Consider the following 21,666-nt stretch of genomic DNA (forward strand, 5'->3'; position numbering starts at 1 on the left):
TGTTTTTCGGCAAGCGAATGATGTTTTTCCCAGGCATGAGATAACCTGTACACTACATTTCGAAACAACTATGGCGTGTGGACTTTCGAAAGGGCAATGAAATCATCTACAAAACCGAGCACGTCTTGCGCTTTTCTGTGGCCTAAGTAAAGCGTTTTCGATACACCTTTTTCTCCAAGTGAGCGACACGCTAGAAGCTCACTTTCCTTTGCTTCTTCAACTAGCCACTTTGGTAAAGCGGTAATACCGCGACCGGCAGCTACCATTTGTAAGATGATCTCCGTGGTTTCAATCGTTTTATGTTGCTTTACTGTGCAATTGGCAGGTGTAAGGAAATGCGTAAAAACGTCCAGTCGACTGAGTTCTACGGGGTAGGTGATAAGGGTCTCATTACTTAAATCTTGTGGTGCAATATATGGTTTCTCTGTCAAAGGATGATGTTTATCCATTACCAACACTTGTTCATATTCGAACACTGGCGTGTAGGTAATGGTATCAAGTGAAAGTGGATCTGGCGTGAGCAAAATATCAATATCGTAGCCGTGAAGCGCCTGCAATCCGCCGAAAGAAAAAGCACGGCGAACATCTACATCAACATCTGGAAAGGCTTTTAAAAAAGGCGCTACCACTTTTAACAACCACTCAAAGCAGGGGTAGCACTCCATGCCAATACGTAATATGCCCTGTTTACCATCGGCAAATCTGCGTAATTGAGCTTCAGTATGCTCAAACTGGGGTAGAACTCGATGGGCTAAGCCCAATACACTCTGACCTGCCTGAGTCAGAGTAAGTCTTCTGCCGTCTTTTTTCCAAAGCGGTACGTCAAAATGGGCTTCCAGTTTTTTCATTGCGTGGCTCAACGCTGACTGGGTAAGAAAAAGTGATTTGGCTGCCTCGGTCATAGTACCTTCGGCATCAATTGCTCTTACTATTTTTAAATGTTGTCTATCAATCATAACAAATTACAACCGGTTTAACGTTTCTGGATGGGGCTGGAAGCAGCACTGACAATGCTTACGGCGTTCGACAGTCGAGTTTCAATTATCTCTTTAATGATGATTGATATTTCCCTAAAGGTCTTTCGTCCAGGCGCTGTGTTTCTCCACGCTAACGAGTGCTGACGCTCAATAGGCATATCGGCAATTTCACACACATGTAGCGCTTCTGGTTTGTGTAGCTCAGAATGGATATAAAGCCCAGGCAGAAAGGCCACGCCCATGCCCATTACTACCATTTGGCGTAAGGTATCCAGACTCGTGCCTTCGTAATCACGTTGTAGATCTGCACCAATTTCATCACAAATACGCTGCACTTGATGGTGAAAGTGATGTCGGTCTTCTAGTGTTAACACCTTTTCGCCGCTTATTTCCTCTGGCTTAACGTAGGCTTTTCCGGACAATTTGTGATCAGAAGGCGTGACGAACTTTAAGGGCTCTTTGAACAGCGGTTGCGTGATCAATTGAGAGTTTTCCCCTGAAAGTGGAGAAAGAATTAGATCATATTCGCCGCGCAATAAGCCATGTTGCAGTGCATTAGGCGCGCCTTCGCGTACGTAAAAACGCAAGCCGGGCTTACGCTTGTGCAAATCTGGTAAAACAAAAGGGAGGAGATAAGGCCCAAGTGTAGGGGGAATACCCAGTCGGAATGTAACTGTTTCACCCTCAGATAAGTCGCGAGCTATCTCGCCGAATCTTTGTGACGCCTGAAGAACTTCCTCAGCCGCATCTAGTAGCGCTTTTCCTTGAGGGGATAATAGTGTGCCCGTACGTGAGCGCTCAAATAGTGTCAAACCTAACAAATTTTCCAGAGCACTAATTTGACTGGTCAGAGTTGGTTGGCTAATGCCCAAAATTCCCGCAGCCTGTCTGAAACTAAGGTACTTCGCCACGGCCACAAAATAGCGGATTTGGTTAATTGACGGGGCCTTTCCGGTAAATTGCATGGTGAAAGCTGCCTTCTGTTACTAAACTTATCATTGGTAGTGCCTAACACGTGATAGTATTTAGCTATCGCGAGTTACTATATTAAACTATTAATCTATCAGGTGAAACTGGCGTAATTACATAATCATTACAATTATTAAAATATTGGGAGTAATATATGGACCACGTCATCTCTGGTGTTGCTAAATTTCAAAAAGAAGTTTACCCGAACAAGAAAGCTACGTTTCAAAAGCTGGCTAACGGACAAAATCCAGAAGTGCTTTTCATTACGTGTTCAGACTCGCGTATCGACCCTAACTTAGTAACTCAAACCGATCCCGGTGAGCTTTTCATCTGTCGTAATGCCGGCAACATTGTTCCTCCTCACAGCAACCAAACAGGTGGTATGACAGCATCTATTGAGTTTGCTGTTGCTGCATTAGGCGTTTCTCACATCGTGATTTGTGGCCACACCGATTGTGGTGCAATGAAAGGCGCCATTAACCCGGAAGGCTTAAGCGCGTTGCCACATGTAAAAGAATGGTTAGGCCATTGTCGAGTAGCCACAGAAGTGGTTAAAGAGCGTTGTGGACACGCTGACTTGTCTATAGAAGATTTGGAAGCCGTTACGAAAGAAAACGTTGTTCAACAAATTCAACACCTTCGCACTCACCCGTCTGTTGCTGCAAAAATCGCTACGGGCCAGGTTAAGCTGCATGGCTGGGTTTATAACATCGGTGAAGGTGATGTACTTTGCTACAACGCCGAAAGCGGTGAATTTGAAGCCATGGACCAAAGCGCGGCTGAAGCCCAGCTTACGCGTGGCGAATAAGGTCTATCATTATGGTAAAAATTAATCTTTCAAATTTACGAGGCGATTTTACCGGCGGTTTAACAGCCGGTATTGTTGCTTTACCACTGGCGCTTGCACTGGGTGTAGCGTCAGGCTTAGGCCCAATGGCGGGTCTTTACGGTGCTATCGCGGTAGGCTTCTTTGCCGCACTTTTCGGTGGAACGCCGGCTCAGATTTCGGGGCCAACAGGTCCAATGGTTGTTGTACTTGCGGGTTTGTTTGCGAGCCTTTCAGGCGACGCCAGCCTCATCTTCACTGCCGTAATATTGGCCGGTATTTTCCAGATTGTTTTTGGCTTTTTAGGTGTAGGCCAATACATCCGCTTGGTGCCTTACCCGGTTATATCGGGCTTTATGTCAGGCATCGGTGCAATTATCATTATTCTTCAAATCGGCCGCTTGCTGGGGCACGAGCCTCCAGGTGGAACTATCGGCGCATTGACATATTTGCCAACCGCGCTTGCCGATATTGATTTCGCAACCTTGGCGCTGGGCCTTGGTACTTTGGTTATTGCCTACAAGTGGCCACCGCAACTAGGTAAGTATGTACCTGGTGCTCTGGCTGCACTAATTATCGGAACACTAGTAAGCCTTGCGCTATCAGTACCTGTTCTTGGTGACATTCCTACAGGCCTACCAAGTCTGCACCTACCAGTATTTGAACAAAGTAAAGCTCTGCTAATTCTTGAGGCAGCATTTATCTTGGCGGTATTGGGGGCTATTGATAGCTTATTGACATCACTGGTTGCTGATAACATGACGCGTACCCGTCATGACAGTAATAAAGAACTAATTGGTCAAGGTATCGGTAATACATTCGCTGGCCTTATCGGCGGTATTGCGGGCGCGGGTGCTACCATGCGTACTGTTGTAAACATCCGTAGCGGTGGTAAATATAATATTTCAGGTATGGTTCATGCGCTAGTGCTTCTAGCCATCGTGTTGGGGCTTAGTCCGCTAGCGGCGCAAATTCCTCACGCGGTACTTGCAGGTATTTTGGTTAAAGTTGGTTTAGATATCATTGACTGGAGCTACCTGAAGCGTGCACACAAAGGCCCGCGCTGGGACTTTGGCCTCATGATCATGGTGCTAGCGCTAACAGTATTTGTAGACCTGATCACGGCAGTGGGTGTAGGTGTAGTGTTTGCAGCGTTAGCGTACGTTAAGCAGATCGCACAGCTGCAAATTGAAGAGCTTAAGAAGATCCCTGAGTCGTTAAACGACCCTAAAGAAAATGAGTTACTAGAATCACTTAAAGATAAAGTATCTATATTTAGTTTTGGCGGCCCGCTAAGCTTTGGCGCAGCGGCTGATTTGGGTCACCACGTTCGCGAGCGAGTGAAACCGGGCTCTAAGGTAACCATTCTAGATTTCTCTCGTGTTCCACTGATGGATGTATCGGCGGCTATGGCTGTTGATACGGTAACTTCAGATGCACTAGCAGCAGGTCGTCAGTTAGTTATCTGTGGTGCTAACGCCGAGGTCAATAAGGTGCTTGAGGGCGTAAACGAAGCGCACCCAGGTATACCTAACTTTGAAACATTGCACGACGCCTTGCTTTATGCAGAAAAGCAAGTAGCCGGGACTGAAAGCACAAACACCCGTTTTCAAGCCGCAACGCAGTCGTAATAGTTAAATAAAGACACAAAACCTTTCCCTTTTTAGCCCTCATTTTGAGGGCTTTTTTATGTCTTAAAATCAACATTTTAAATGACACAATTGGCCTCATATTTTTGACCGAGACGACACTGTATCTTTTTAATTGAATGTTCAATTAAATTTAACGTAAGTGTAACAATAAGCTCCTACAGTAGTGCGCAAACAATACATAACTACTTTGGGAATAACATGAAATCACACAATAAACTCTCGATAGCAGTACTCACTGCACTATCATCTATGTCGGCGCTTACCTCGGCTTCACTCGCATACGCTGATGAAGCAGAACGTGTAGATGAAGAGCGTATAGAAGAAATTACCGTAGTGGGGCGAAGCGTTTCTTATGCAAACAACGCTACTAGCGACGATATGTTTAAGCAGCAAGCTAACCTGAGCAGTGTTTTAGCCGCCGTTGATAACCTGCCGGGGGTGCTAATTAACGAAGGCGATACCTTTGGTGCCGACGATTGGTCCACATCTATTGTTATTCGTGGTTTCCAGGTAAATCTTAACGAGCAGCAGATTGGTATGACGGTAGACGGCATCGCTAACGGTAATTCAAACTACGGCGGTGGTGCAAAAGCGAATCGTTATATCGACACTGAAAACGTAAGGGGCGTTGAAGTTTCTCAAGGCACAGCTGATATCGCATCTCGATCACATGAAGCTTTAGGCGGTACGCTTAACTTCACCACCATAGACCCTTCTATGGAACAAGGTTTGGTGACCAGCGTAACGGCTGGCTCATTTGATGCGTCAAAATATTATGTGCGTTATGAAACGGGCGAAATTTTTAAAGATACCTACGCGTGGATAAGTCTTTCAAGCCAAGAAAGCTCTGACTTTATGCAGCAAGCAGCAGAGAACACCCGAGACCACTTAGCCATGAAGTTTATTTCTACGGTTAACGACGTGTCGCTAACTGGCTATCTGTCTTACGACGATACTCACGAAGACAACTACCAGCGCATATACGGGTTGGCGCAATATGAGCAAAACCCAGATTGGGACCAGTTAACCGACGAATGGACAGGTGTACCCTATCAAGATCAGGCATACCGTCGAGGATGGTCTACTCTTCGTGAAAACCTTTTTGCCTATTTACAAGCCGAGTTCACCATTGGCCAAGTTGATTTTATGACCAATGTGTATTACCACGATAATGAAGGCCGCGGCGAATGGGTTCCCCCTTATATTGTTGATATTACTGATGACGGTACGCAAGGTCATTCAGAACTAGTAGTCGGAAATACGGTTTTTGGCGGACAAGAGCTCGGACAAATTTACTTTGTTGACAGACAAGGCAACCAGTTAAGCTCTATTGAAGGTTGCCAAAGTTCACTAACTTTCCCTTACGGTGGAGCAGGTGCAGAATATGACCCCGGTTGTTATGAGCAAGGTGCTATTCCAGTAGGCTCGTATCGTCACACCCATTATGATAAAGAGCGCTTTGGTATTAATGCCGATGCAGTCTGGTATACCAAAATTAGTGATTTTGATAATACAGTGCGATTCGGTATTTGGTGGGAAGATTATGAGCGTGGCGAGTCTCGTGATTGGCATAAAATCACCAACTCTTCTATTAGCGTAGATTATGACAACGTGCCTTACTGGGTGCAGTACGACAGGACCTTTCCTGTTGATACTTTAATGTATTATGTAGAAGATGAGCTTGATCTTGGATTTGCTCGTGTTCGCGCTGGTGCAAAGAAATTTAACGTAGATATTGAAAAAAATGATAATTTTGATGCAGCCAACGATTTGGCAGTGAATACTGATTCTGACACATTGTTTTCAGCGGGTGTTGTAGCCCCTTTACCTATCGACGGGCTAGAGGTGTTTGCGGGTTACGGAGAAAACTTTGCGGCAATTAAAGATGCACAGCTTGAGCGCAACGAAACAGACCTGCGTTTCATAAAGCCTGAAACAGCTGACAATATTGATATAGGTTTCCGTTTTGCATCACCGGGTTTCAATGCGAGCGTGACTTATTATAACATTGAGTTTAACGACCGTATCCAGTTTACCAGCAATGAAACCTCAGAAGGGATTGACTTTCTTGAAGCTGCTGCAGGGGGTTACAAAAACGTGGGCGGTATTGAGTCTAGCGGTGTTGAAATATCAGCAGACGTCATGCTAACTGACGAATTATCTCTATTCACCTCTATTACATTAAGTGAATCAGAGTATGTAGCGACGGTAGGAAGTTCAGGCACGGAATATGACACCCTTGCAGATGCTCAAGCAGCCATCGCCGATCCTAATAATCCAGAAATGTCGCTAGTGGCCATCGAAGGTAATACGGTTATCGGTACCCCTGACACTATGGCCGTATTGAGCCTTGATTGGTCGCGTGACAACTACTTTGCAGGTTTATCTACAAAGTACGTTGATAGCCGCTATCTTGATATCGACAACGCTGCACAAGTTGATGATTACATTGTGAGCGACTTTTACATTGGTGGCTTCATTGAAAACATCGGTCAAGGCGTGGAAGAGCTTGAAGTGCGTCTCACTGTGAATAACTTGTTTGATGAAAAGTATGCTTCTACCATTGCCCCAGGAGCTTTTTGGATAGGTGCGCCGCGCGCTGTTGCAGTGAATGCACGTTTAACCTTTTAATCGTGATATCATGCCTGTGGCGGCGAAGCGCTGCCGCAGGTTTATTTAATATTAACGGTTTGGAGTCGTAGCATGCCCAAGGTGGGAATGGAGCCAGTTCGCAAAAAACAACTAATCGAAGCAACCTTGGATGTCATGGCTGAAGTAGGCTATCACGGCACAACAATCAGCCTCATTAGTAAAAAAGCAGGACTTTCTTCGGGGATCATAAGCCACTATTTTGGTGATAAGCAGGGCCTAATTGAGGCCACTATGCGCCATCTTTTAGACGCGCTTAAAATTACACAGCGTATTGATGATCCGCTTGCGCGTATTGATTTCATTATTGAAAATAACTTTTCACAAACGCAAGGGGCAAGCTCAGCAACCAATACATGGTTTAATTTTTGGGCGTTGTCGTTACATAATGAAAATCTTCACAGATTGCAGTGTATTAACCACAAGCGTTTAGAACGCAATTTAGCATTTAGTTATCGCCAGCTGGTACAACCGGAACACGTCAGTCGCGCGGCGTCGTCGACTGCGGCCATAATAGATGGTTATTGGCTGCGCTATTCGATGGGTAGTGTGGGGAACGGTGATTTTTCACAAGCCGTTTCACGTTGCAAAGAGCATGTTCGTAACTATATCACTTTATACCCCAAAAAAGACTGATTGCGTTTGCAGTTATAACTAACCAATAAAAAAGGCAGAACGAAAATCGTCCTGCCTTTTGCGTTAGAAACTCCTCACGATTACCAAATTTTCACACGCTCTTCTGGTGGTAAATAAAGCGCGTCACCCGGCTTAACATCAAACGCCTCATACCAAGCATCGTGGTTACGCGGCGCTTGAGCACGGTATCGTCCTGGGGCGTGAGTGCCAGCGCGTAGCTGGTTCAACATGCTTTCTTCTGTGCGCTTTTCTTTCCAAACTTGTGCCCAAGCTAGGAAGAAACGCTGATCGCCAGTAAGGCCATCGATAACTGGCGCTTCTTTGCCGTTTAGGCTTAGTTTGTAGGCGTGATATGCCATAGAAAGGCCACCAACGTCTCCAATGTTTTCACCGAGGCTATTTCGACCGTTAACAAAATTACCTTCAATCGGCTCATATTGGTTGTATTGTTCGGCTAGCATGTCTGCTTTCGCTTCAAATGCTGCTCGGTCTTCATCAGTCCACCAATTTCTTTGAATTCCATTAGCGTCGGATTTTGAGCCTTGATCATCAAAACCATGACCCATTTCGTGGCCAATAACTGCACCAATGGCGCCGTAGTTCACGGCCGGATCCGCATTTGGATCGAAAAATGGTGGCTGTAAAATAGCGGCTGGGAAAACAATTTCATTGAATGAGCTGTTGTAATATGCGTTGACGCGCTGAGGTGTCATTCCCCAACGATTTCGGTCAGTTTTTTGAAGTTCCCTTTCAACAGACTGGGCGTGAAAGAATTTTCTCAAGTTCATCACATTGCCCATCAAATCCTTTTCGCTGATAGCCAATCCGTCAAAAGATTGCCATTCGTCTGGGTATCCGATTTTAGGGTTGAATGCCATTAACTTTTCTTTAGCATTAACTTTGGTTTCTTCGCTCATCCAATCAAGGTTGTCAATGCGTTGACCCAAAGCGGTACGAAGATTTTCTACCAGCTCTGACATTTGTGCTTTAGAGCTTTCAGGAAAATACTCATTCACGTAAATCTTACCGATGGCAAAGCCTAACGATGTGGTACCTGACATTTGACTTACAGCACGCTTCCATCTTGGTCTTGGCTCCTGCTGTCCTCGCAAAGTTCTACCGTAAAAGTCAAAGTTTGCTAAATATATTTCTTCAGAAAGCAATTCAGCATTGTTAGAAATAGTGTGGTACTTCAGATAATTTTTCCACACCTCTATATCATTATTGTTGATAATTGAGATTACATCTTTGATGGGCTGAGGCTGAGACATATTGAGTTCAGGTACTTTGTAACCTACTTGTTCAAAGTACGTGTCCCAATCAAACCCTGGATAAGCTTCATTTAACGCTTCACGTTTGATTTGGTTAAGCGTTAAGTCGCGATTGCGTCGTTTTTCCCGTGGCCATTGCGCGTTAGCAATTTCTGTTTCTAGCGCCAAGATTTCTGAAGCTTTTTCAGTAGGGTTGTCGACATTGGCAAAACTAAGCATCTGTGCAATATGTTTTGTATAAGCGTCTCTGATTTTAACGAAACGTTCGTTGTCACTAAGGTAATAGTCACGGTCAGGTAGACCTAAGCCGCCAACGCCCACACTCATTTGGTATTCGTTTGGGTCTAATCGGTTGTACCACATGCCCCCACCAATCGGAGCAGATGAGCCCACTAGCCAGCTGTTTCCAAACGCTCTTGTTAAATCGGTGGTATTTTCAATGTTGTCAAATGAGGCAAGCACGTCACTAAGTGGGCCTATTCCTTTCTCGTTAATGGTTTCCGTATCCATGTATGACTGGAAAAAGTCGTGCACAAGCTTTTCTTCTTCAGTCAATGACGTTTTTTCAGATAACCCGTCAATAATATTCTTTACCTGTTCTTCACTTCTATCTGCAAGTGCTGTAAATGCGCCGTAGCGTGTCTTGTCTGCTGGAAGTTCATAGTTGTCATACCAACCACCGCTGGCATACATAAAGAAATCATCACCCGGCTTTACTGCTTCATTACGCGCAGAAAGGTCAACACCAAATGATCCTAACTCTGCTTGACCTTGTGAATGTTGATCGTCAGTAACAACCGTCTGCTCTTTAGTTTGTTCTGGCTGACTGCAGCCAGCTAAACCGAGTGATACCGCGACAGCAGCGGCAAGAATTTTATATTTCATGTTATTTCTCGTTGTGATTATTAGTGTCGTCGTTATGTGCAGTGACACTTGTTGTTAATTTAGGCGTAAAAGCTTCATTAAACGGTAAAGCATTCTTTGCCTGATTAAAATAGTGGGAGAGTTCTTCCGTTTCACGGTGTAAAAATTGCGCTACAGCGTGGTGGAAATTAGGTTCAAATAAACGATGATGGCTGTTACAAAAAATTGGCTCAAAACCGCGCAAAAGCTTGTGTTCACCCTGCGTTCCGGGATTGAAAAGGGGCAATGCGTTATTGATGGCAAACTCAATCCCTTCAAAGTAGCAACACGAAAAATGTAACCCATCAATCTTTTTCAATGCCCCCCAATATCTACCGTAAAGCCCTGTCTTATCGTATAGAAACAACGCGCTTGCGACAGGGGTATGATGTTCATACGCAGTAACGATTAGCATCTCATCACGCATTTTTTCGGCCAGCAAATAAAAGAAATCAGGTGACAAGTAACCCGAATGTCCACTCCGCTTGAGGTACGTTGATTCGTAGCATTTTGAAAAGAATGCTATCGTCGATGAATCGATATCCTCTCCTGTTCTATGAGAGTAAGTGATACCGATGTCTTTGTGTTTATTGCGCAACTTCTTAATGTCTTTGCGTTTTCTTGATGTTAATGCACTTAAGAAGTCTTCAAAGACGGTATATTGATAGTTGTGCCATTGAAATTGTACAGCATGTCTTTCGAGATAACTGGGGCTTTGCTTGAAAAAGTGGTGACATTGCTTTGTGGTAAACAGCCAATGTAAGGAGGACAGGCTTTCACCATATTGGCGGTCAACATAGTGCTGCAATGCACGCTCAATGTCCGTCAATAATTCGCTATTTGGTTCAACGCTGTTTAATAGCAGCATGCGGCGGCCCGTCACTGGCGTAAACGGTATGGCTGATATCCATTTAGGATAATATTCAAGGCCGTATCGGTGATATGCATCAGCCCAGCTATGGTCGAATACGTATTCACCGTAACTGTGCGTTTTTAGATAACCTGGCACAAGGCCAACAACTGAGTTTTCTTGTTCAATAATGATATGACACGCTTGCCAACCCGTTTCATTAGAGCAGCACCCGCTGGTTTCTAGGGTATGTAGAAACTCGTAACGTAGAAACGGACCCGCGCCCTTTGCTAAGGCGTTCCATTGGTCTTGAGGAATTTGATTTAAACTATCAATTATTTTTATTTTGTAATTCATTGGCTGTTGCAGCTTGCTGAAGTAAACGCGCTATTTTTTTGAAGCTGCGCTCTCTCAGATATTTGTTTAAAATGATGCACTCAATACGACGAGGTGGCCAAGTAAGGTTTAAAATGTCAGAGTTTGATCGAAAAATCATTACCGACGCGATTACTCGCATGCTGGCACGACGAGAGCATAGCTTTAACGAGGTAATGCGAAAGTTACAGCAGAAGGGAATAGCGAGTGATGTTTTTATGCCTATTCTCGAGGAATTTAGATACGCTGATATCCAAAGCGATGCTCGATTTGCAGAGAGTCGCGCCCGAGCGCTTTATTTAAAAGGGAAGGGACCTCGCGCAATAAAACTAGACTTACAACAATACGGTGTAGATGAGAGTACCGCTGAACAAGCAATGAGAGAGATTGATGCAGACTGGTTTGAAAGTGCTAGAAAAGTAAAAGAGAAAAAGTTTGGTGACTTTTATGTATCGGAATTTTCATTAAGACAAAAGCAAAAACAATTTCTTCAATATAGAGGCTTTTACCACGAGCATATTGAGTATGCAGTAAGCGCAAATGAGTAGCGCTAGTTTTCGGTTTGCTTGCAACATAAGTACAGAAACCCATACGCGCTAACGCACTCGAACGTGTGGATGAGTAGGAGTGCCTCGGTATCTACATCAGCACCATTTCTCCTTACATCGGCAATGTTTTTTGGAACGTTGGCTATTTTTATCGATTTATAGTGAAAATACACCCCATCTCCTTCCCGCGACACTTAACAAAATTGCGCTATCCATGGTATTGTTGCGCAAAATTGTGTGCATATTTAATATCCAGAGAATTATAGAGAGGGTTTGCGTGTTGCGTAATCGCAAATCGCCCCGATTATAGAGCTCACTAGAACAGGCAAATCGCACGTTTCAGAATTAATTAAAGGAAGTTAGGTTTTCAATGACATTATCAACTGCTGACTTACGTAACAAGTTTCTCGATTATTTTAAAAGCCATGGCCACCAAACGGTGGCGAGCTCGTCACTGGTACCAGCAGATGATCCCACACTTCTTTTTACCAATGCGGGCATGAATCAGTTTAAAGACTGTTTTTTAGGTGCAGAAAAACGCAGCTATACCCGTGCGGTATCGTCACAGCGCTGTGTGCGGGCAGGTGGTAAGCATAATGACCTGGAAAATGTGGGTTACACCGCGCGTCACCATACTTTTTTTGAAATGCTGGGCAATTTCAGTTTTGGCGACTATTTCAAGAAAGAAGCGATAGAATTTGCATGGAATTTCCTTACCAAGGAAATTGGTTTGCCAAAAGAAAAGCTGCTAGTTACCGTTTATTCTGAAGATGACGAAGCTTTCGACATCTGGGAAAACCATATTGGTGTTCCAAAAGAAAAGATTATTCGCATTAGCACGTCAGATAACTTCTGGTCTATGGGTGACACAGGTCCATGTGGACCTTGTTCTGAAATTTTCTATGATCACGGTGCGCACATTTGGGGTGGTCCTCCGGGAACACCTGAAGAAGACGGCGATCGTTTTATCGAAATTTGGAACCTGGTATTCATGCAGTTTAACAAACAAGCTGACGGTACCATGGAGCCACTTCCTAAGCCTTCAATCGATACCGGTATGGGCCTAGAGCGTATTTCCGCTATCTTACAGAACGTGCACAGCAACTACGAGATTGATCTTTTCCAAAATTTAATTAAGTCAGCAGCATCCATTGTTGGAAGCGAAGATTTAGAAAATAAATCGCTACGGGTTATCGCCGATCACATTCGTTCATGCAGCTTCTTAATTTGCGATGGCGTTATGCCATCAAATGAAGGGCGCGGATACGTATTACGTCGCATTATTCGTCGCGCTGTTCGCCACGGCTATCAGCTTGGCGCAAACGATATTTTCTTCTACAAGCTTGTAGCATCACTTGCCAAAGAAATGGGTGAAGCGTATCCAGAACTTGTAGATCAGCTACCGGTAATTGAAAAAGTTCTGCGTGTTGAAGAAGAGCAGTTTAGCAAAACGCTAGCCCGTGGTATGGCTATTCTAAACGATACACTAGAAACCCTAGAAGGCGATACAGTGCCGGGTGACGTAGTGTTCAAGCTTTACGACACCTACGGTTTCCCTACTGACTTAACAAATGACGTAGCGCGTGAGCACGACCTTAAGATTGACGAAGAAGGTTTTGAAGCTGCTATGCAGGCACAGCGAGCTCGTGCACAGCAGGCTAGCAACTTTGGTGCAGACTACAACAGTAAACTTGCCATTGACCACACAACCTCATTTACCGGGTACACCGATGTGGAAGGCCAAGCGAATGTTGTAGAACTTATCGCTGATAATGCGTTTGTTGAGAAGCTTGAAGACGGTCAAGAAGGCGTTGTGGTATTAGACAGTACGCCGTTCTATGCTGAAAGCGGTGGTCAGGCCGGTGATAAAGGTGTGCTTCGCGTACCAAACGGTGAATTCATAGTTACCGACACTCAAAAAATGGGTAATGCCTTTGCGCACAAGGGGGTTGCTAAAGGTTCGGTATCTAAAGGTGATACGGCAACCGCAGCAATTGATGCGGCGAACCGTGAAGCCATTAAAAAGAATCATAGTGCAACACATTTACTCCACGCAGCCCTGCGTGAAATTCTAGGTGAGCATGTAACCCAGAAAGGTTCATTGGTTGAAGCGCCGCGCATGCGTTTTGACTTCTCGCATTTTGAGGCAGTAACGTCTGAGCAGCTTGCTGTGATTGAAAGACGAGTTAACCAAGAAATACGTGCAAATCACACGTTAGCAACTGAACTAATGGATTTGGATGAAGCCAAAGCATCAGGCGCTATGGCGCTATTTGGTGAAAAGTACGACGAAAAAGTTCGCGTGGTAACCATGGGGCCATTCTCTGTTGAGCTATGTGGTGGTACTCACGTTACGCGTACTGGTGACATTGGTTTGTTTAAAATTACCAGTGAAGCAGGTATTGCATCGGGCGTTCGACGTATCGAAGCGGTTACTGGTGAGCATGCACTTGAGGTCGTGCAGGGGCAGCAAGCAACACTGTCTTCATTGTCTGCATTATTGAAAACAGACAACCAAAATGTACTTGATCGTGTAGTTTCTCTACAAAATCAGACTAAAGAACTAGAAAAAGCACTTAATTCTGCGAAACAAAAACTGGCGAGTCAGCAAGGTGCTGATATGCTTAATAGTGCAAAAGAGATAAATGGCGTAAAAGTCTTAATTGCGAATTTGGAAGGTGTTGAAGCAAAGTCATTGCGTTCAATGATGGACGACATTAAAAACCGAATTGGCGAAGGGATCGTAGTATTAGGCGTGGCTAATGACGCTAAAGTTAATCTTATTGCTGGCGTCACTAAAAACCTTACAGGTAAAGTTAAGGCAGGCGAGCTTGTTAACTTTGTTGCATCACAAGTAGGCGGCAAAGGGGGCGGCCGTCCTGATATGGCACAGGCAGGGGGTGACAAGCCTGAAAACTTGGGGCAAGCATTAGAATCGGTTAACGCTTGGTTGCAAGATAAGCTATAATTATTTACGTGTATAACGGTGAGTTTTTGCAAGTGACACAAAAACATGGAATCGCCGATGCTTTCTCCGGGTCGTGCCGGTGATTAGCGAAACCTTTAAAGGATATGTTCAGAAATAAGGAACAGGAGCAAGAGAATGCTTATTTTGACTCGTCGAGTTGGTGAAACGCTTATGGTTGGTGATGATGTAACCGTTACTGTTTTAGGCGTGAAAGGTAATCAGGTACGTATTGGCGTTAACGCACCAAAAGAAGTGTCTGTGCACCGAGAAGAGATTTACATGCGTATTCAAGCAGAGAAAGGCGGCCAGCCTGGAACCGCGGAATAAAAAGTGACTAATCTTCATAAAAAAGGTCAGCATTGCTGACCTTTTTTGTTTTTCACGTTCCTATCGTCACACACCAAAGAAAAGGAATGACGTTAAACCATGTTCAATTGTTCATCTTTATTTTGATATGAACTCGAAAACCAATCTGGGTGCAAGCGTCATTTAATTGGTTGTATTGCGAACAAATTAACGCTTTTTTATTCGAATCGTTTAAAATGACATCGAGTAATCAATTTCTTTATAAAAAAGGTTTGACTCAAGCCAATGAATCCGTAAAATGCACCCCGCAGTCAAGGAGAGGTGGGTGAGTGGCTGAAACCAGTTCCCTGCTAAGGAACCATACGCATATACGCGTATCGAGGGTTCGAATCCCTCCCTCTCCGCCATTATTCGTTGGCAGTGACGGTCAACAACAAGTTTTGCGCGTGTGTAGCTCAGCTGGATAGAGTACCTGGCTACGAACCAGGCGGTCGGAGGTTCGAATCCTTCCACACGCGCCACTTATTTTAAAGCGTCACCTTTTGAGGTAGTACTCAAAAGTCTACAGATTACGCGTGTGTAGCTCAGCTGGATAGAGTACCTGGCTACGAACCAGGCGGTCGGAGGTTCGAATCCTTCCACACGCGCCACATTGGAAAGCCCACCTTAATGGTGGGCTTTTTCATTTCTAAATCTTTTATTTTCTTTCTCTCCACTTTCGTCTAAGCGCGCTGTTTGAATTTTGAGCTAAACTTAAGGTGTATAACAGCAGTAAAGCGCGAGGTACCCTATGGCACATCCAACCACCACTTTTCGATTTTTGGCTGAACCCACCGACGTTAACTTTGGCGGCAACGTTCATGGCGGTATTGTTATGAAATGGATAGATCAAGCCGCATATGCGTGCGCTGCACAGTGGTCGAAGTGCTATTGCGTTACCGTGTCAGCTAACGGTATTCGGTTTATAAAGCCGATAAAAGTAGGGCAGCTCGTTGAGATAACGGCATGTTTGGTTCACACTGGTGCATCAAGTATGCACATTTACGTTGTAGTTAAATCGGGCGACGCCACGGCAAACACAACATCCGTAGCGAATCGTTGTTTCATTACTTTTATGGCAGTAGATTGTGATGGAAAACCTGTGCACGTGCCATCATATGTACCGGAAGACGAGCAGCATATGCAGTTAGAGCTAGTGGCGATGCATGCGAAAGACTTCGCTAAACAGCTAGACAGTGACTTTACTGAAAATATAGGTGTTCATTAACGTGGGTAGTCAATGAGGCTACTGCGTGTGGAAAAACTGACACCCTAAGACCAATATTAATAACTTGCTATGTTGCAAATATATTAATAAATAGTGCATTAAGTTTCATTTATATGGGTTTTATTGAATTTTAAGTGGTTTTTTATGCTGCTTTGTTGTGTTTTGAAAAACCACGTGATACTTATTCAGGTACAAAATAACAACAGGATTGAATATGAATTCAGAATCCGTCGCTAACCTGCTTATTGAAGCAGGTTCTCTTATGCTCATAGGAATGGTATTTGTATTTTCATTCTTAGGGCTTCTTATAGTTGGTATTCATCTTATTGCCCGATTTTGTGAAGCCTTTCCCGGTGAAACATCAGAGCCATCAGCTCATTTAAAAGAGCCATCAGCGAATTTAAAAGGGCCTTCAGCTACTTCGGCTAACTTGGGCCCAAGCAATCAAGCGGTACAACCTGGCATAGATGGAAGCGTTGTCGCCGCTATTTCTGCCGCCATTCATACTCATCGTCAAAATTCTAAATAATAAAGCCTAATCAGGAGTTATCATGTCCAAGCCTCTGGCCCTTACCGAGCTGGTCCTGCGAGATGCCCACCAGTCGCTTCTTGCTACGCGTATGCGTATTGAAGATATGCTTCCCATTGCAGAAAAATTAGATAAAGCAGGCTTCTGGTCTGTCGAATCTTGGGGCGGTGCTACCTTTGACGCCTGTATTCGTTATTTAGGTGAAGATCCTTGGGAGCGTATTAGAAAATTAAAGGCAGCCATGCCAAATACGAAGCAGCAAATGTTGTTACGTGGTCAAAACCTTTTGGGCTATCGCCACTATGCTGATGATGTTGTAACTCGCTTTGTAGAGCGTGCTCATGAAAGCGGGGTAGATGTTTTTAGAATTTTTGATGCTATGAACGACATTAGAAATTTAAAAACCGCAATAAAAGCGACCATCGACAGTGGTGCTCATGCACAAGGGACAATTTCTTATACAGTAAGCCCAGTGCACAACCTTAAGCTTTGGCTAGAAATGGCGAAACAGCTTGAAGATCTGGGGGTTCATTCCATCTGCGTTAAAGATATGGCTGGCCTTTTAAAGCCGTACGAGTGCGAAGCGTTGATTACAGGCTTAAAAGAAACGGTCGATGTTCCTATAGCCATGCAGTGCCACGCCACAACCGGCTTGAGCACAGCGACGTATCAAAAAGCTATCGATGCCGGTATTGATATGTTGGACACCGCTATTTCTTCAATGAGCATGACTTATGGCCATAGCGCAACGGAGACCATGGTTTCTATCGTGGAAGGTACTGAGCGCGATACGGGTATTTCATTGCCTGAGCTTGAAGACATCGCTAGTTACTTCAGAGATGTAAGAAAGAAATACAGCAAGTTCGAGGGAAGCCTTAAAGGAGTGGATGCACGTATTCTTTTGGCGCAGGTGCCAGGCGGAATGCTAACCAACATGGAAAGCCAGCTCAAAGAACAGGGCGCCGAAGATAAATTCGAACAAGTGTTAAAAGAAATTCCGCGAGTAAGGGAGGATCTTGGGTTTATCCCTCTCGTTACGCCAACCTCACAAATTGTGGGCACGCAGTCAGTGCTTAACGTACTTACTGGCGAGCGTTACAAAAGCATAACCAAAGAAACTGCAGGCGTTCTAAAAGGTGAATACGGCGCTACCGCCGCGCCAGTAAATAAAGAACTGCAGGCTCGCGTGCTTGACGGTGCTGAGCCTGTAACATGCCGACCCGCCGACAATATTGCCCCAGAGCTAGATGCGCTGAGTAAAGAGCTTGATGAACTGGCTGAGAAAAAGAAACTATCATTGTCAGACGATAAAATTGATGATGTATTGACTTATGCCTTGTTCCCGCAGATTGGCCTTAAGTTTATTGAAAATCGTGGCAACCCTGATGCATTTGAACCTGCACCTAGCGTACAAGAAACGCAAAGCTCAAATGGGCTTAATCCTGCCGAAGCGAAGCCAAACTCATTAGAGGCTAGCGCGAGTGAAACTTACGACGTAAACGTAGATGGCAAAGTTTATCGCGTAGAAGTGGCACCCTCAGGTACGCTAACTAGCGTTACGCCTGCAAGCAGCTCTGGTTCTCAAGCACAGACCCAAGCCAGTAGCGCGGCGCCGTCTGCAGCGCCTTCGACCCAGTCCATTGATGCACCACTTGCGGGTAACGTGTTTAAAATTTTGGTAAGGAATGGCGACAGCGTGTCAGAAGGCGATGTAGTGTTGATCCTTGAAGCCATGAAAATGGAGACAGAGATCCGCTCAGCATTTACCGGTACGGTTACCGACATTACCGTTGGCGAAGGCGATGCCGTAACCAGTGGCCAACCGTTAATCTTATTGGGGTAGTACATGGATAAGTTAATGGTACTTTGGGATAGTACCGCGCTTGCGCACTTTGAAGCCGGCCAGATCATAATGATGGCCGTGGGCTTCGGTTTGTTGTACTTGGCCATTGTGAAAAAGTTCGAACCTTTACTACTACTTCCCATCGGCTTTGGCGCATTGCTTACAAACATCCCTATTGCAGGGTTTTCAGAAGCGGGTGGCTTACTTCACTACATCTATAAAATTGGTATAGATACTGGGGTATTCCCCTTGCTTATCTTTATGGGCGTTGGCGCAATGACAGACTTTAGCGCTCTCATTGCTAACCCCAAAATGCTGTTACTTGGCGCAGCAGCGCAGTTCGGTATTTTTGCTACCTTATTTGGCGCTATAGCGTTGAATCTCATACCTGGTTTTGAGTTTACGTTAAAGGATGCAAGTGCCATTGCTATTATAGGTGGTGCTGATGGGCCTACTGCCATTTTCCTCGCGTCGCGACTTGCACCTGACCTACTTGGTGCGATTGCAGTTGCTGCATACTCTTACATGGCATTAGTGCCTATTATCCAGCCGCCAATCATGAAGGCGTTGACCACAAAAGAAGAACGCGAGATAAAAATGGGGCAGCTTCGACCTGTGTCAAAGAGAGAGAAGATTATCTTTCCTCTCGCCGTGCTGTTTATGACCATCTTGTTTTTGCCGGCAGCAACGCCGCTTGTGGGTATGTTTTGCTTTGGTAACTTAATGAAAGAGTGTGGTGTTGTAGACAGGTTAAGCAAAACAGCCCAAAACGAACTCATCAATACAGTTACTATTTTTCTGGGTCTAGCGGTAGGCTCTAAGCTATCTGCAAAAGCGTTTCTTACGGTTGAGACGTTAGGTATTTTGGGCCTTGGCGCTATCGCATTTGGTATAGGCACCGCTGCGGGCGTACTTATGGCAAAACTGATGAGTAAGTTGTCGGGGGGGAGTATTAATCCATTGATTGGCGCTGCTGGCGTTTCCGCTGTACCAATGGCGGCCAGGGTGGTTAATAAAGTTGGACTGGAAGCAAACCCTCATAATTTCCTACTCATGCACGCCATGGGACCTAACGTAGCGGGTGTGCTAGGTAGTGCGGTTGCTGCGGGCATATTGCTGGCGCTGGTCGGTTAATAGGGGGGCTTTGAGCATTCAAAAAAGATAACGTTGCTATCTATGTGACTGTTCTCAAGGGCCTAAATTGGCCCTTGTTACTATGCAATTAAAATCACTCTGTTGCTTAAACTGCGTCTGTGATATGCATTTTTTTACAACAGCATACCCATATCGTTTTCATGCTAGCGAATTGTTGTATTGGGCACGAGCGATTGATATGCCGTGACGAGCTTTTTGGTTCTAGAATGTTGGGGCCATCTGAATATTGTTTCAGTTTTACCTTCTTCAACAATTTCACCGTTTTCCATCACTATTATTCTATCTGCAATGTGTCTAACTATACCGAGGTTGTGGCTGATAAATATAAACGCCAAGCCAAGCTCTTGCTGCAGTTCAAGAATGAGGTTTACAGTTTGAGAACGAATTGAGGGGTCTAAGGCAGCAAATGGTTCATCGGCGACAAGTACTTTGGGTTTGAGAACGATCGCCCGAGCAAGCGCAACACGCTGTTGTTGACCATCAGACAGCATGTGTCGATAAAAATAATAGTGCTCACGCAGTAGCCCTACTTTGACTAACATGTCCTCAACAATGGGCTTGCGCTCGTCTTCAGATAGCCCCGTGTTAAGACGTAATGGTTCATCTAAAATTTTGCCAACCGGTACAGCCGGATTCATTGATTCGCTGCTGTGCTGCAGAATCATTCGAATGTCGTGTGTACGTTTATTTTGAATTTCTTTTGACTGATATTTAGCCAAGTACTTGTGCGTATTGATTTCTATTTCTCCTGCATCGGCAGGTAACGCACCAACCAAAAGTTTTGCTAGCAATGATTTTCCACTTCGATTTTCACCAATAATCGCAATTGTCTCACCACGTTTAACATTTAAGTCTACTGGACCTAGCTGAAACAATTCAGGTCGCTTTAGCCAACGTTTTCTTTCGTTATGAATAAATGTCAGCTGACGTACTTGCATAATATCCATTATAACTTCTCCATATGAAGTGGATAATGGCAACTGTAGCTGTGGTCGTGGATCTTTCTGACTGATGGGGTTTGCACGCAAGCCCGCTGTGCTCTAGGGCAGCGTGGCCCTAGTCGGCAACCAATCGGTAGATGTTGCAGTGTGGGTATAGAGCCACCAAGTGTGGGTAACATGGATTTAGGTGGCAAGTCCTTTCTAAAACTAGGTGCACTGTCAAGTAGCGCTTTGGTATATGGATGAAGAGGGCGTTTTTTGATGTGTTTCATCTTACCAGACTCTACCGTTTGACCGGCGTACAGCACCGTCATAGAGTGAGACATACTAGCGATCGCGAGTAAGTCGTGACTTACAAACAAAATCGACAAGGAGCGTGTCTGATTTAATCGAGTAAACAGTTTAAGAATCTGTGTTTTTGTCGTCGGTTCCATGCCGCGCGTTGGATCGTCAGCAATGAGCAGCTTCGGCTGAGACACCAGTGCCATCGCAATCATAAACTTTTGTCCAATATCTGCAGGGATCTGATGTGGGAAGGCGCTTAAATAATGCTTGTGATGCTTAATCCCCACCTTATGCACGGTACTGATTGCTATTTTTTTGCGATGCTGTGCACGTTGCCAGAACCACTGACCTTGAACGAACTCACTTGGAATACTTTCTTCTAACTGTTCCCCTAATGTAGCAGAGGGATCAAGGCTGGCCTGCGGATTTTGGAATACCACTGCTATTTCTCGTCGCATAACCTCACGACGTTGCTGTACGGACATACTCAATAGATTCTCACCGTTCCAACTCATTCGGTCGGCGGTAAGGTTCCATTGACTGGGAAGCGCGCCGCAAATAGCAGAAACAATCAAGCTTTTGCCTGAACCGGATTCGCCCACAAGCGCTCTAATCTCTCCACTACTCACTGATAAATTGACTTTATCGAGTGCTTTTATCGTAGATTCACCGCTATGCATTTCAAGGGTCAAATTTTTTATATCGAGCATTGGCAT

The 21,666-nt window shown here is 44.8% G+C and carries 17 protein-coding genes and 3 tRNA genes; 14 read left to right on the plus strand and 6 right to left on the minus strand.

The genetic code is table 11. From position 1 onward, the window contains the following. Positions 1 to 68 precede the first annotated feature (68 nt). A complete protein-coding gene (locus BK026_RS00465) occupies positions 69 to 956 on the minus strand; it encodes a LysR family transcriptional regulator (protein WP_071814037.1) in 888 nt (295 codons plus the stop codon). A gap of 17 nt (positions 957 to 973) precedes the next feature. Next, positions 974 to 1,942 (minus strand): hydrogen peroxide-inducible genes activator, encoded by a 969-nt coding sequence (locus tag BK026_RS00470; RefSeq protein ID WP_071814038.1) that lies wholly within the window; start codon positions 1,940 to 1,942, stop codon positions 974 to 976. Positions 1,943 to 2,100: 158 nt separating this feature from the next. On the opposite strand from BK026_RS00470, the gene BK026_RS00475 reads away from it, so the two are divergent. The 4 genes from BK026_RS00475 to betI all read left to right on the plus strand — a co-directional run bounded on the left by BK026_RS00475 (position 2,101) and on the right by betI (position 7,709). Continuing rightward, complete coding sequence (locus BK026_RS00475) at positions 2,101 to 2,754, plus strand: carbonic anhydrase (RefSeq protein WP_071814039.1); 654 nt, start codon at positions 2,101 to 2,103, stop codon at positions 2,752 to 2,754. Between the two features lie 11 nt (positions 2,755 to 2,765). Further along, complete coding sequence (locus tag BK026_RS00480; protein ID WP_071814040.1) at positions 2,766 to 4,403, plus strand: SulP family inorganic anion transporter; 1,638 nt, start codon at positions 2,766 to 2,768, stop codon at positions 4,401 to 4,403. Positions 4,404 to 4,622: 219 nt separating this feature from the next. Further along, positions 4,623 to 7,055: a TonB-dependent receptor domain-containing protein gene (locus BK026_RS00485; protein ID WP_071814041.1), complete on the plus strand. Its 2,433-nt coding sequence runs from the start codon at positions 4,623 to 4,625 to the stop codon at positions 7,053 to 7,055. 72 nt (positions 7,056 to 7,127) lie between these two features. Then, on the plus strand, positions 7,128 to 7,709 hold the full coding sequence (betI, locus tag BK026_RS00490) for a transcriptional regulator BetI (protein ID WP_071814042.1): 582 nt from the start codon (positions 7,128 to 7,130) through the stop codon (positions 7,707 to 7,709). An 80-nt stretch (positions 7,710 to 7,789) separates the two neighbouring features. Here the strand turns inward: betI and BK026_RS00495 are convergent, their stop codons facing one another. Next, a complete protein-coding gene (locus BK026_RS00495; RefSeq protein WP_071814043.1) occupies positions 7,790 to 9,865 on the minus strand; it encodes a M13 family metallopeptidase in 2,076 nt (691 codons plus the stop codon). A 1-nt stretch (position 9,866) separates the two neighbouring features. Next, positions 9,867 to 11,090: a GNAT family N-acetyltransferase gene (locus tag BK026_RS00500; protein ID WP_071814044.1), complete on the minus strand. Its 1,224-nt coding sequence runs from the start codon at positions 11,088 to 11,090 to the stop codon at positions 9,867 to 9,869. 113 nt (positions 11,091 to 11,203) lie between these two features. Here BK026_RS00500 and BK026_RS00505 point away from each other — a divergent pair, with 113 nt between their 5' ends. The 10 genes from BK026_RS00505 to BK026_RS00555 all read left to right on the plus strand — a co-directional run bounded on the left by BK026_RS00505 (position 11,204) and on the right by BK026_RS00555 (position 19,703). Then, complete coding sequence (locus BK026_RS00505; protein WP_071814045.1) at positions 11,204 to 11,656, plus strand: regulatory protein RecX; 453 nt, start codon at positions 11,204 to 11,206, stop codon at positions 11,654 to 11,656. 370 nt (positions 11,657 to 12,026) lie between these two features. Then, positions 12,027 to 14,624 (plus strand): alanine--tRNA ligase, encoded by a 2,598-nt coding sequence (gene alaS, locus BK026_RS00515; protein ID WP_071814047.1) that lies wholly within the window; start codon positions 12,027 to 12,029, stop codon positions 14,622 to 14,624. Positions 14,625 to 14,759: 135 nt separating this feature from the next. After that, a complete protein-coding gene (gene csrA / locus BK026_RS00520; protein ID WP_013785064.1) occupies positions 14,760 to 14,951 on the plus strand; it encodes a carbon storage regulator CsrA in 192 nt (63 codons plus the stop codon). A gap of 294 nt (positions 14,952 to 15,245) precedes the next feature. Continuing rightward, positions 15,246 to 15,337: transfer RNA gene (locus BK026_RS00525), tRNA-Ser, on the plus strand. Positions 15,338 to 15,374: 37 nt separating this feature from the next. Beyond that, positions 15,375 to 15,451, plus strand: a tRNA-Arg gene (locus BK026_RS00530). A gap of 52 nt (positions 15,452 to 15,503) precedes the next feature. Then, positions 15,504 to 15,580, plus strand: a tRNA-Arg gene (locus tag BK026_RS00535). A gap of 140 nt (positions 15,581 to 15,720) precedes the next feature. Continuing rightward, positions 15,721 to 16,197 (plus strand): acyl-CoA thioesterase, encoded by a 477-nt coding sequence (locus BK026_RS00540; RefSeq protein ID WP_071814048.1) that lies wholly within the window; start codon positions 15,721 to 15,723, stop codon positions 16,195 to 16,197. A 214-nt stretch (positions 16,198 to 16,411) separates the two neighbouring features. After that, positions 16,412 to 16,726: an OadG family protein gene (locus BK026_RS00545; RefSeq protein ID WP_071814049.1), complete on the plus strand. Its 315-nt coding sequence runs from the start codon at positions 16,412 to 16,414 to the stop codon at positions 16,724 to 16,726. A 22-nt stretch (positions 16,727 to 16,748) separates the two neighbouring features. Further along, positions 16,749 to 18,569, plus strand: a complete 1,821-nt coding sequence (gene oadA, locus BK026_RS00550) for a sodium-extruding oxaloacetate decarboxylase subunit alpha (RefSeq protein ID WP_071814050.1) — start codon at positions 16,749 to 16,751, stop codon at positions 18,567 to 18,569. Positions 18,570 to 18,572: 3 nt separating this feature from the next. Continuing rightward, positions 18,573 to 19,703, plus strand: coding sequence for a sodium ion-translocating decarboxylase subunit beta (locus BK026_RS00555; RefSeq protein WP_071814051.1), 1,131 nt, complete (start codon positions 18,573 to 18,575; stop codon positions 19,701 to 19,703). Positions 19,704 to 19,867: 164 nt separating this feature from the next. Here BK026_RS00555 and BK026_RS00560 read toward each other — a convergent pair whose 3' ends face one another. Beyond that, positions 19,868 to 20,671 carry an ATP-binding cassette domain-containing protein gene (locus tag BK026_RS00560; protein ID WP_071814052.1) on the minus strand — a complete coding sequence of 268 codons (804 nt, stop codon included), beginning with the start codon at positions 20,669 to 20,671 and terminating at the stop codon, positions 19,868 to 19,870. Beyond that, positions 20,671 to 21,666, minus strand: a complete 996-nt coding sequence (locus BK026_RS00565; protein ID WP_071814053.1) for an oligopeptide/dipeptide ABC transporter ATP-binding protein — start codon at positions 21,664 to 21,666, stop codon at positions 20,671 to 20,673. Before BK026_RS00565 ends, BK026_RS00560 begins: the two co-directional genes overlap by 1 nt.

Origin of the sequence: Alteromonas sp. V450 (assembly GCF_001885075.1) — a bacterium.
In the GTDB taxonomy this organism is placed as follows: domain Bacteria; phylum Pseudomonadota; class Gammaproteobacteria; order Enterobacterales; family Alteromonadaceae; genus Alteromonas.

Excerpts from the sequence above, each read along its gene's own strand:
- BK026_RS00465 (WP_071814037.1), bottom strand. The coding sequence starts at position 956 with ATGATTGATAGACAACATTTAAAAATAGTAAGAGCAATTGATGCCGAA.
- BK026_RS00470 (WP_071814038.1), bottom strand. The coding sequence starts at position 1,942 with ATGCAATTTACCGGAAAGGCCCCGTCAATTAACCAAATCCGCTATTTT.
- BK026_RS00475 (WP_071814039.1), top strand. The coding sequence starts at position 2,101 with ATGGACCACGTCATCTCTGGTGTTGCTAAATTTCAAAAAGAAGTTTAC.
- BK026_RS00480 (WP_071814040.1), top strand. The coding sequence starts at position 2,766 with ATGGTAAAAATTAATCTTTCAAATTTACGAGGCGATTTTACCGGCGGT.
- BK026_RS00485 (WP_071814041.1), top strand. The coding sequence starts at position 4,623 with ATGAAATCACACAATAAACTCTCGATAGCAGTACTCACTGCACTATCA.
- betI (WP_071814042.1), top strand. The coding sequence starts at position 7,128 with ATGCCCAAGGTGGGAATGGAGCCAGTTCGCAAAAAACAACTAATCGAA.
- BK026_RS00495 (WP_071814043.1), bottom strand. The coding sequence starts at position 9,865 with ATGAAATATAAAATTCTTGCCGCTGCTGTCGCGGTATCACTCGGTTTA.
- BK026_RS00500 (WP_071814044.1), bottom strand. The coding sequence starts at position 11,090 with ATGAATTACAAAATAAAAATAATTGATAGTTTAAATCAAATTCCTCAA.
- BK026_RS00505 (WP_071814045.1), top strand. The coding sequence starts at position 11,204 with ATGTCAGAGTTTGATCGAAAAATCATTACCGACGCGATTACTCGCATG.
- alaS (WP_071814047.1), top strand. The coding sequence starts at position 12,027 with ATGACATTATCAACTGCTGACTTACGTAACAAGTTTCTCGATTATTTT.
- csrA (WP_013785064.1), top strand. The coding sequence starts at position 14,760 with ATGCTTATTTTGACTCGTCGAGTTGGTGAAACGCTTATGGTTGGTGAT.
- BK026_RS00540 (WP_071814048.1), top strand. The coding sequence starts at position 15,721 with ATGGCACATCCAACCACCACTTTTCGATTTTTGGCTGAACCCACCGAC.
- BK026_RS00545 (WP_071814049.1), top strand. The coding sequence starts at position 16,412 with ATGAATTCAGAATCCGTCGCTAACCTGCTTATTGAAGCAGGTTCTCTT.
- oadA (WP_071814050.1), top strand. The coding sequence starts at position 16,749 with ATGTCCAAGCCTCTGGCCCTTACCGAGCTGGTCCTGCGAGATGCCCAC.
- BK026_RS00555 (WP_071814051.1), top strand. The coding sequence starts at position 18,573 with ATGGATAAGTTAATGGTACTTTGGGATAGTACCGCGCTTGCGCACTTT.
- BK026_RS00560 (WP_071814052.1), bottom strand. The coding sequence starts at position 20,671 with ATGGATATTATGCAAGTACGTCAGCTGACATTTATTCATAACGAAAGA.
- BK026_RS00565 (WP_071814053.1), bottom strand. The coding sequence starts at position 21,666 with ATGCCAATGCTCGATATAAAAAATTTGACCCTTGAAATGCATAGCGGT.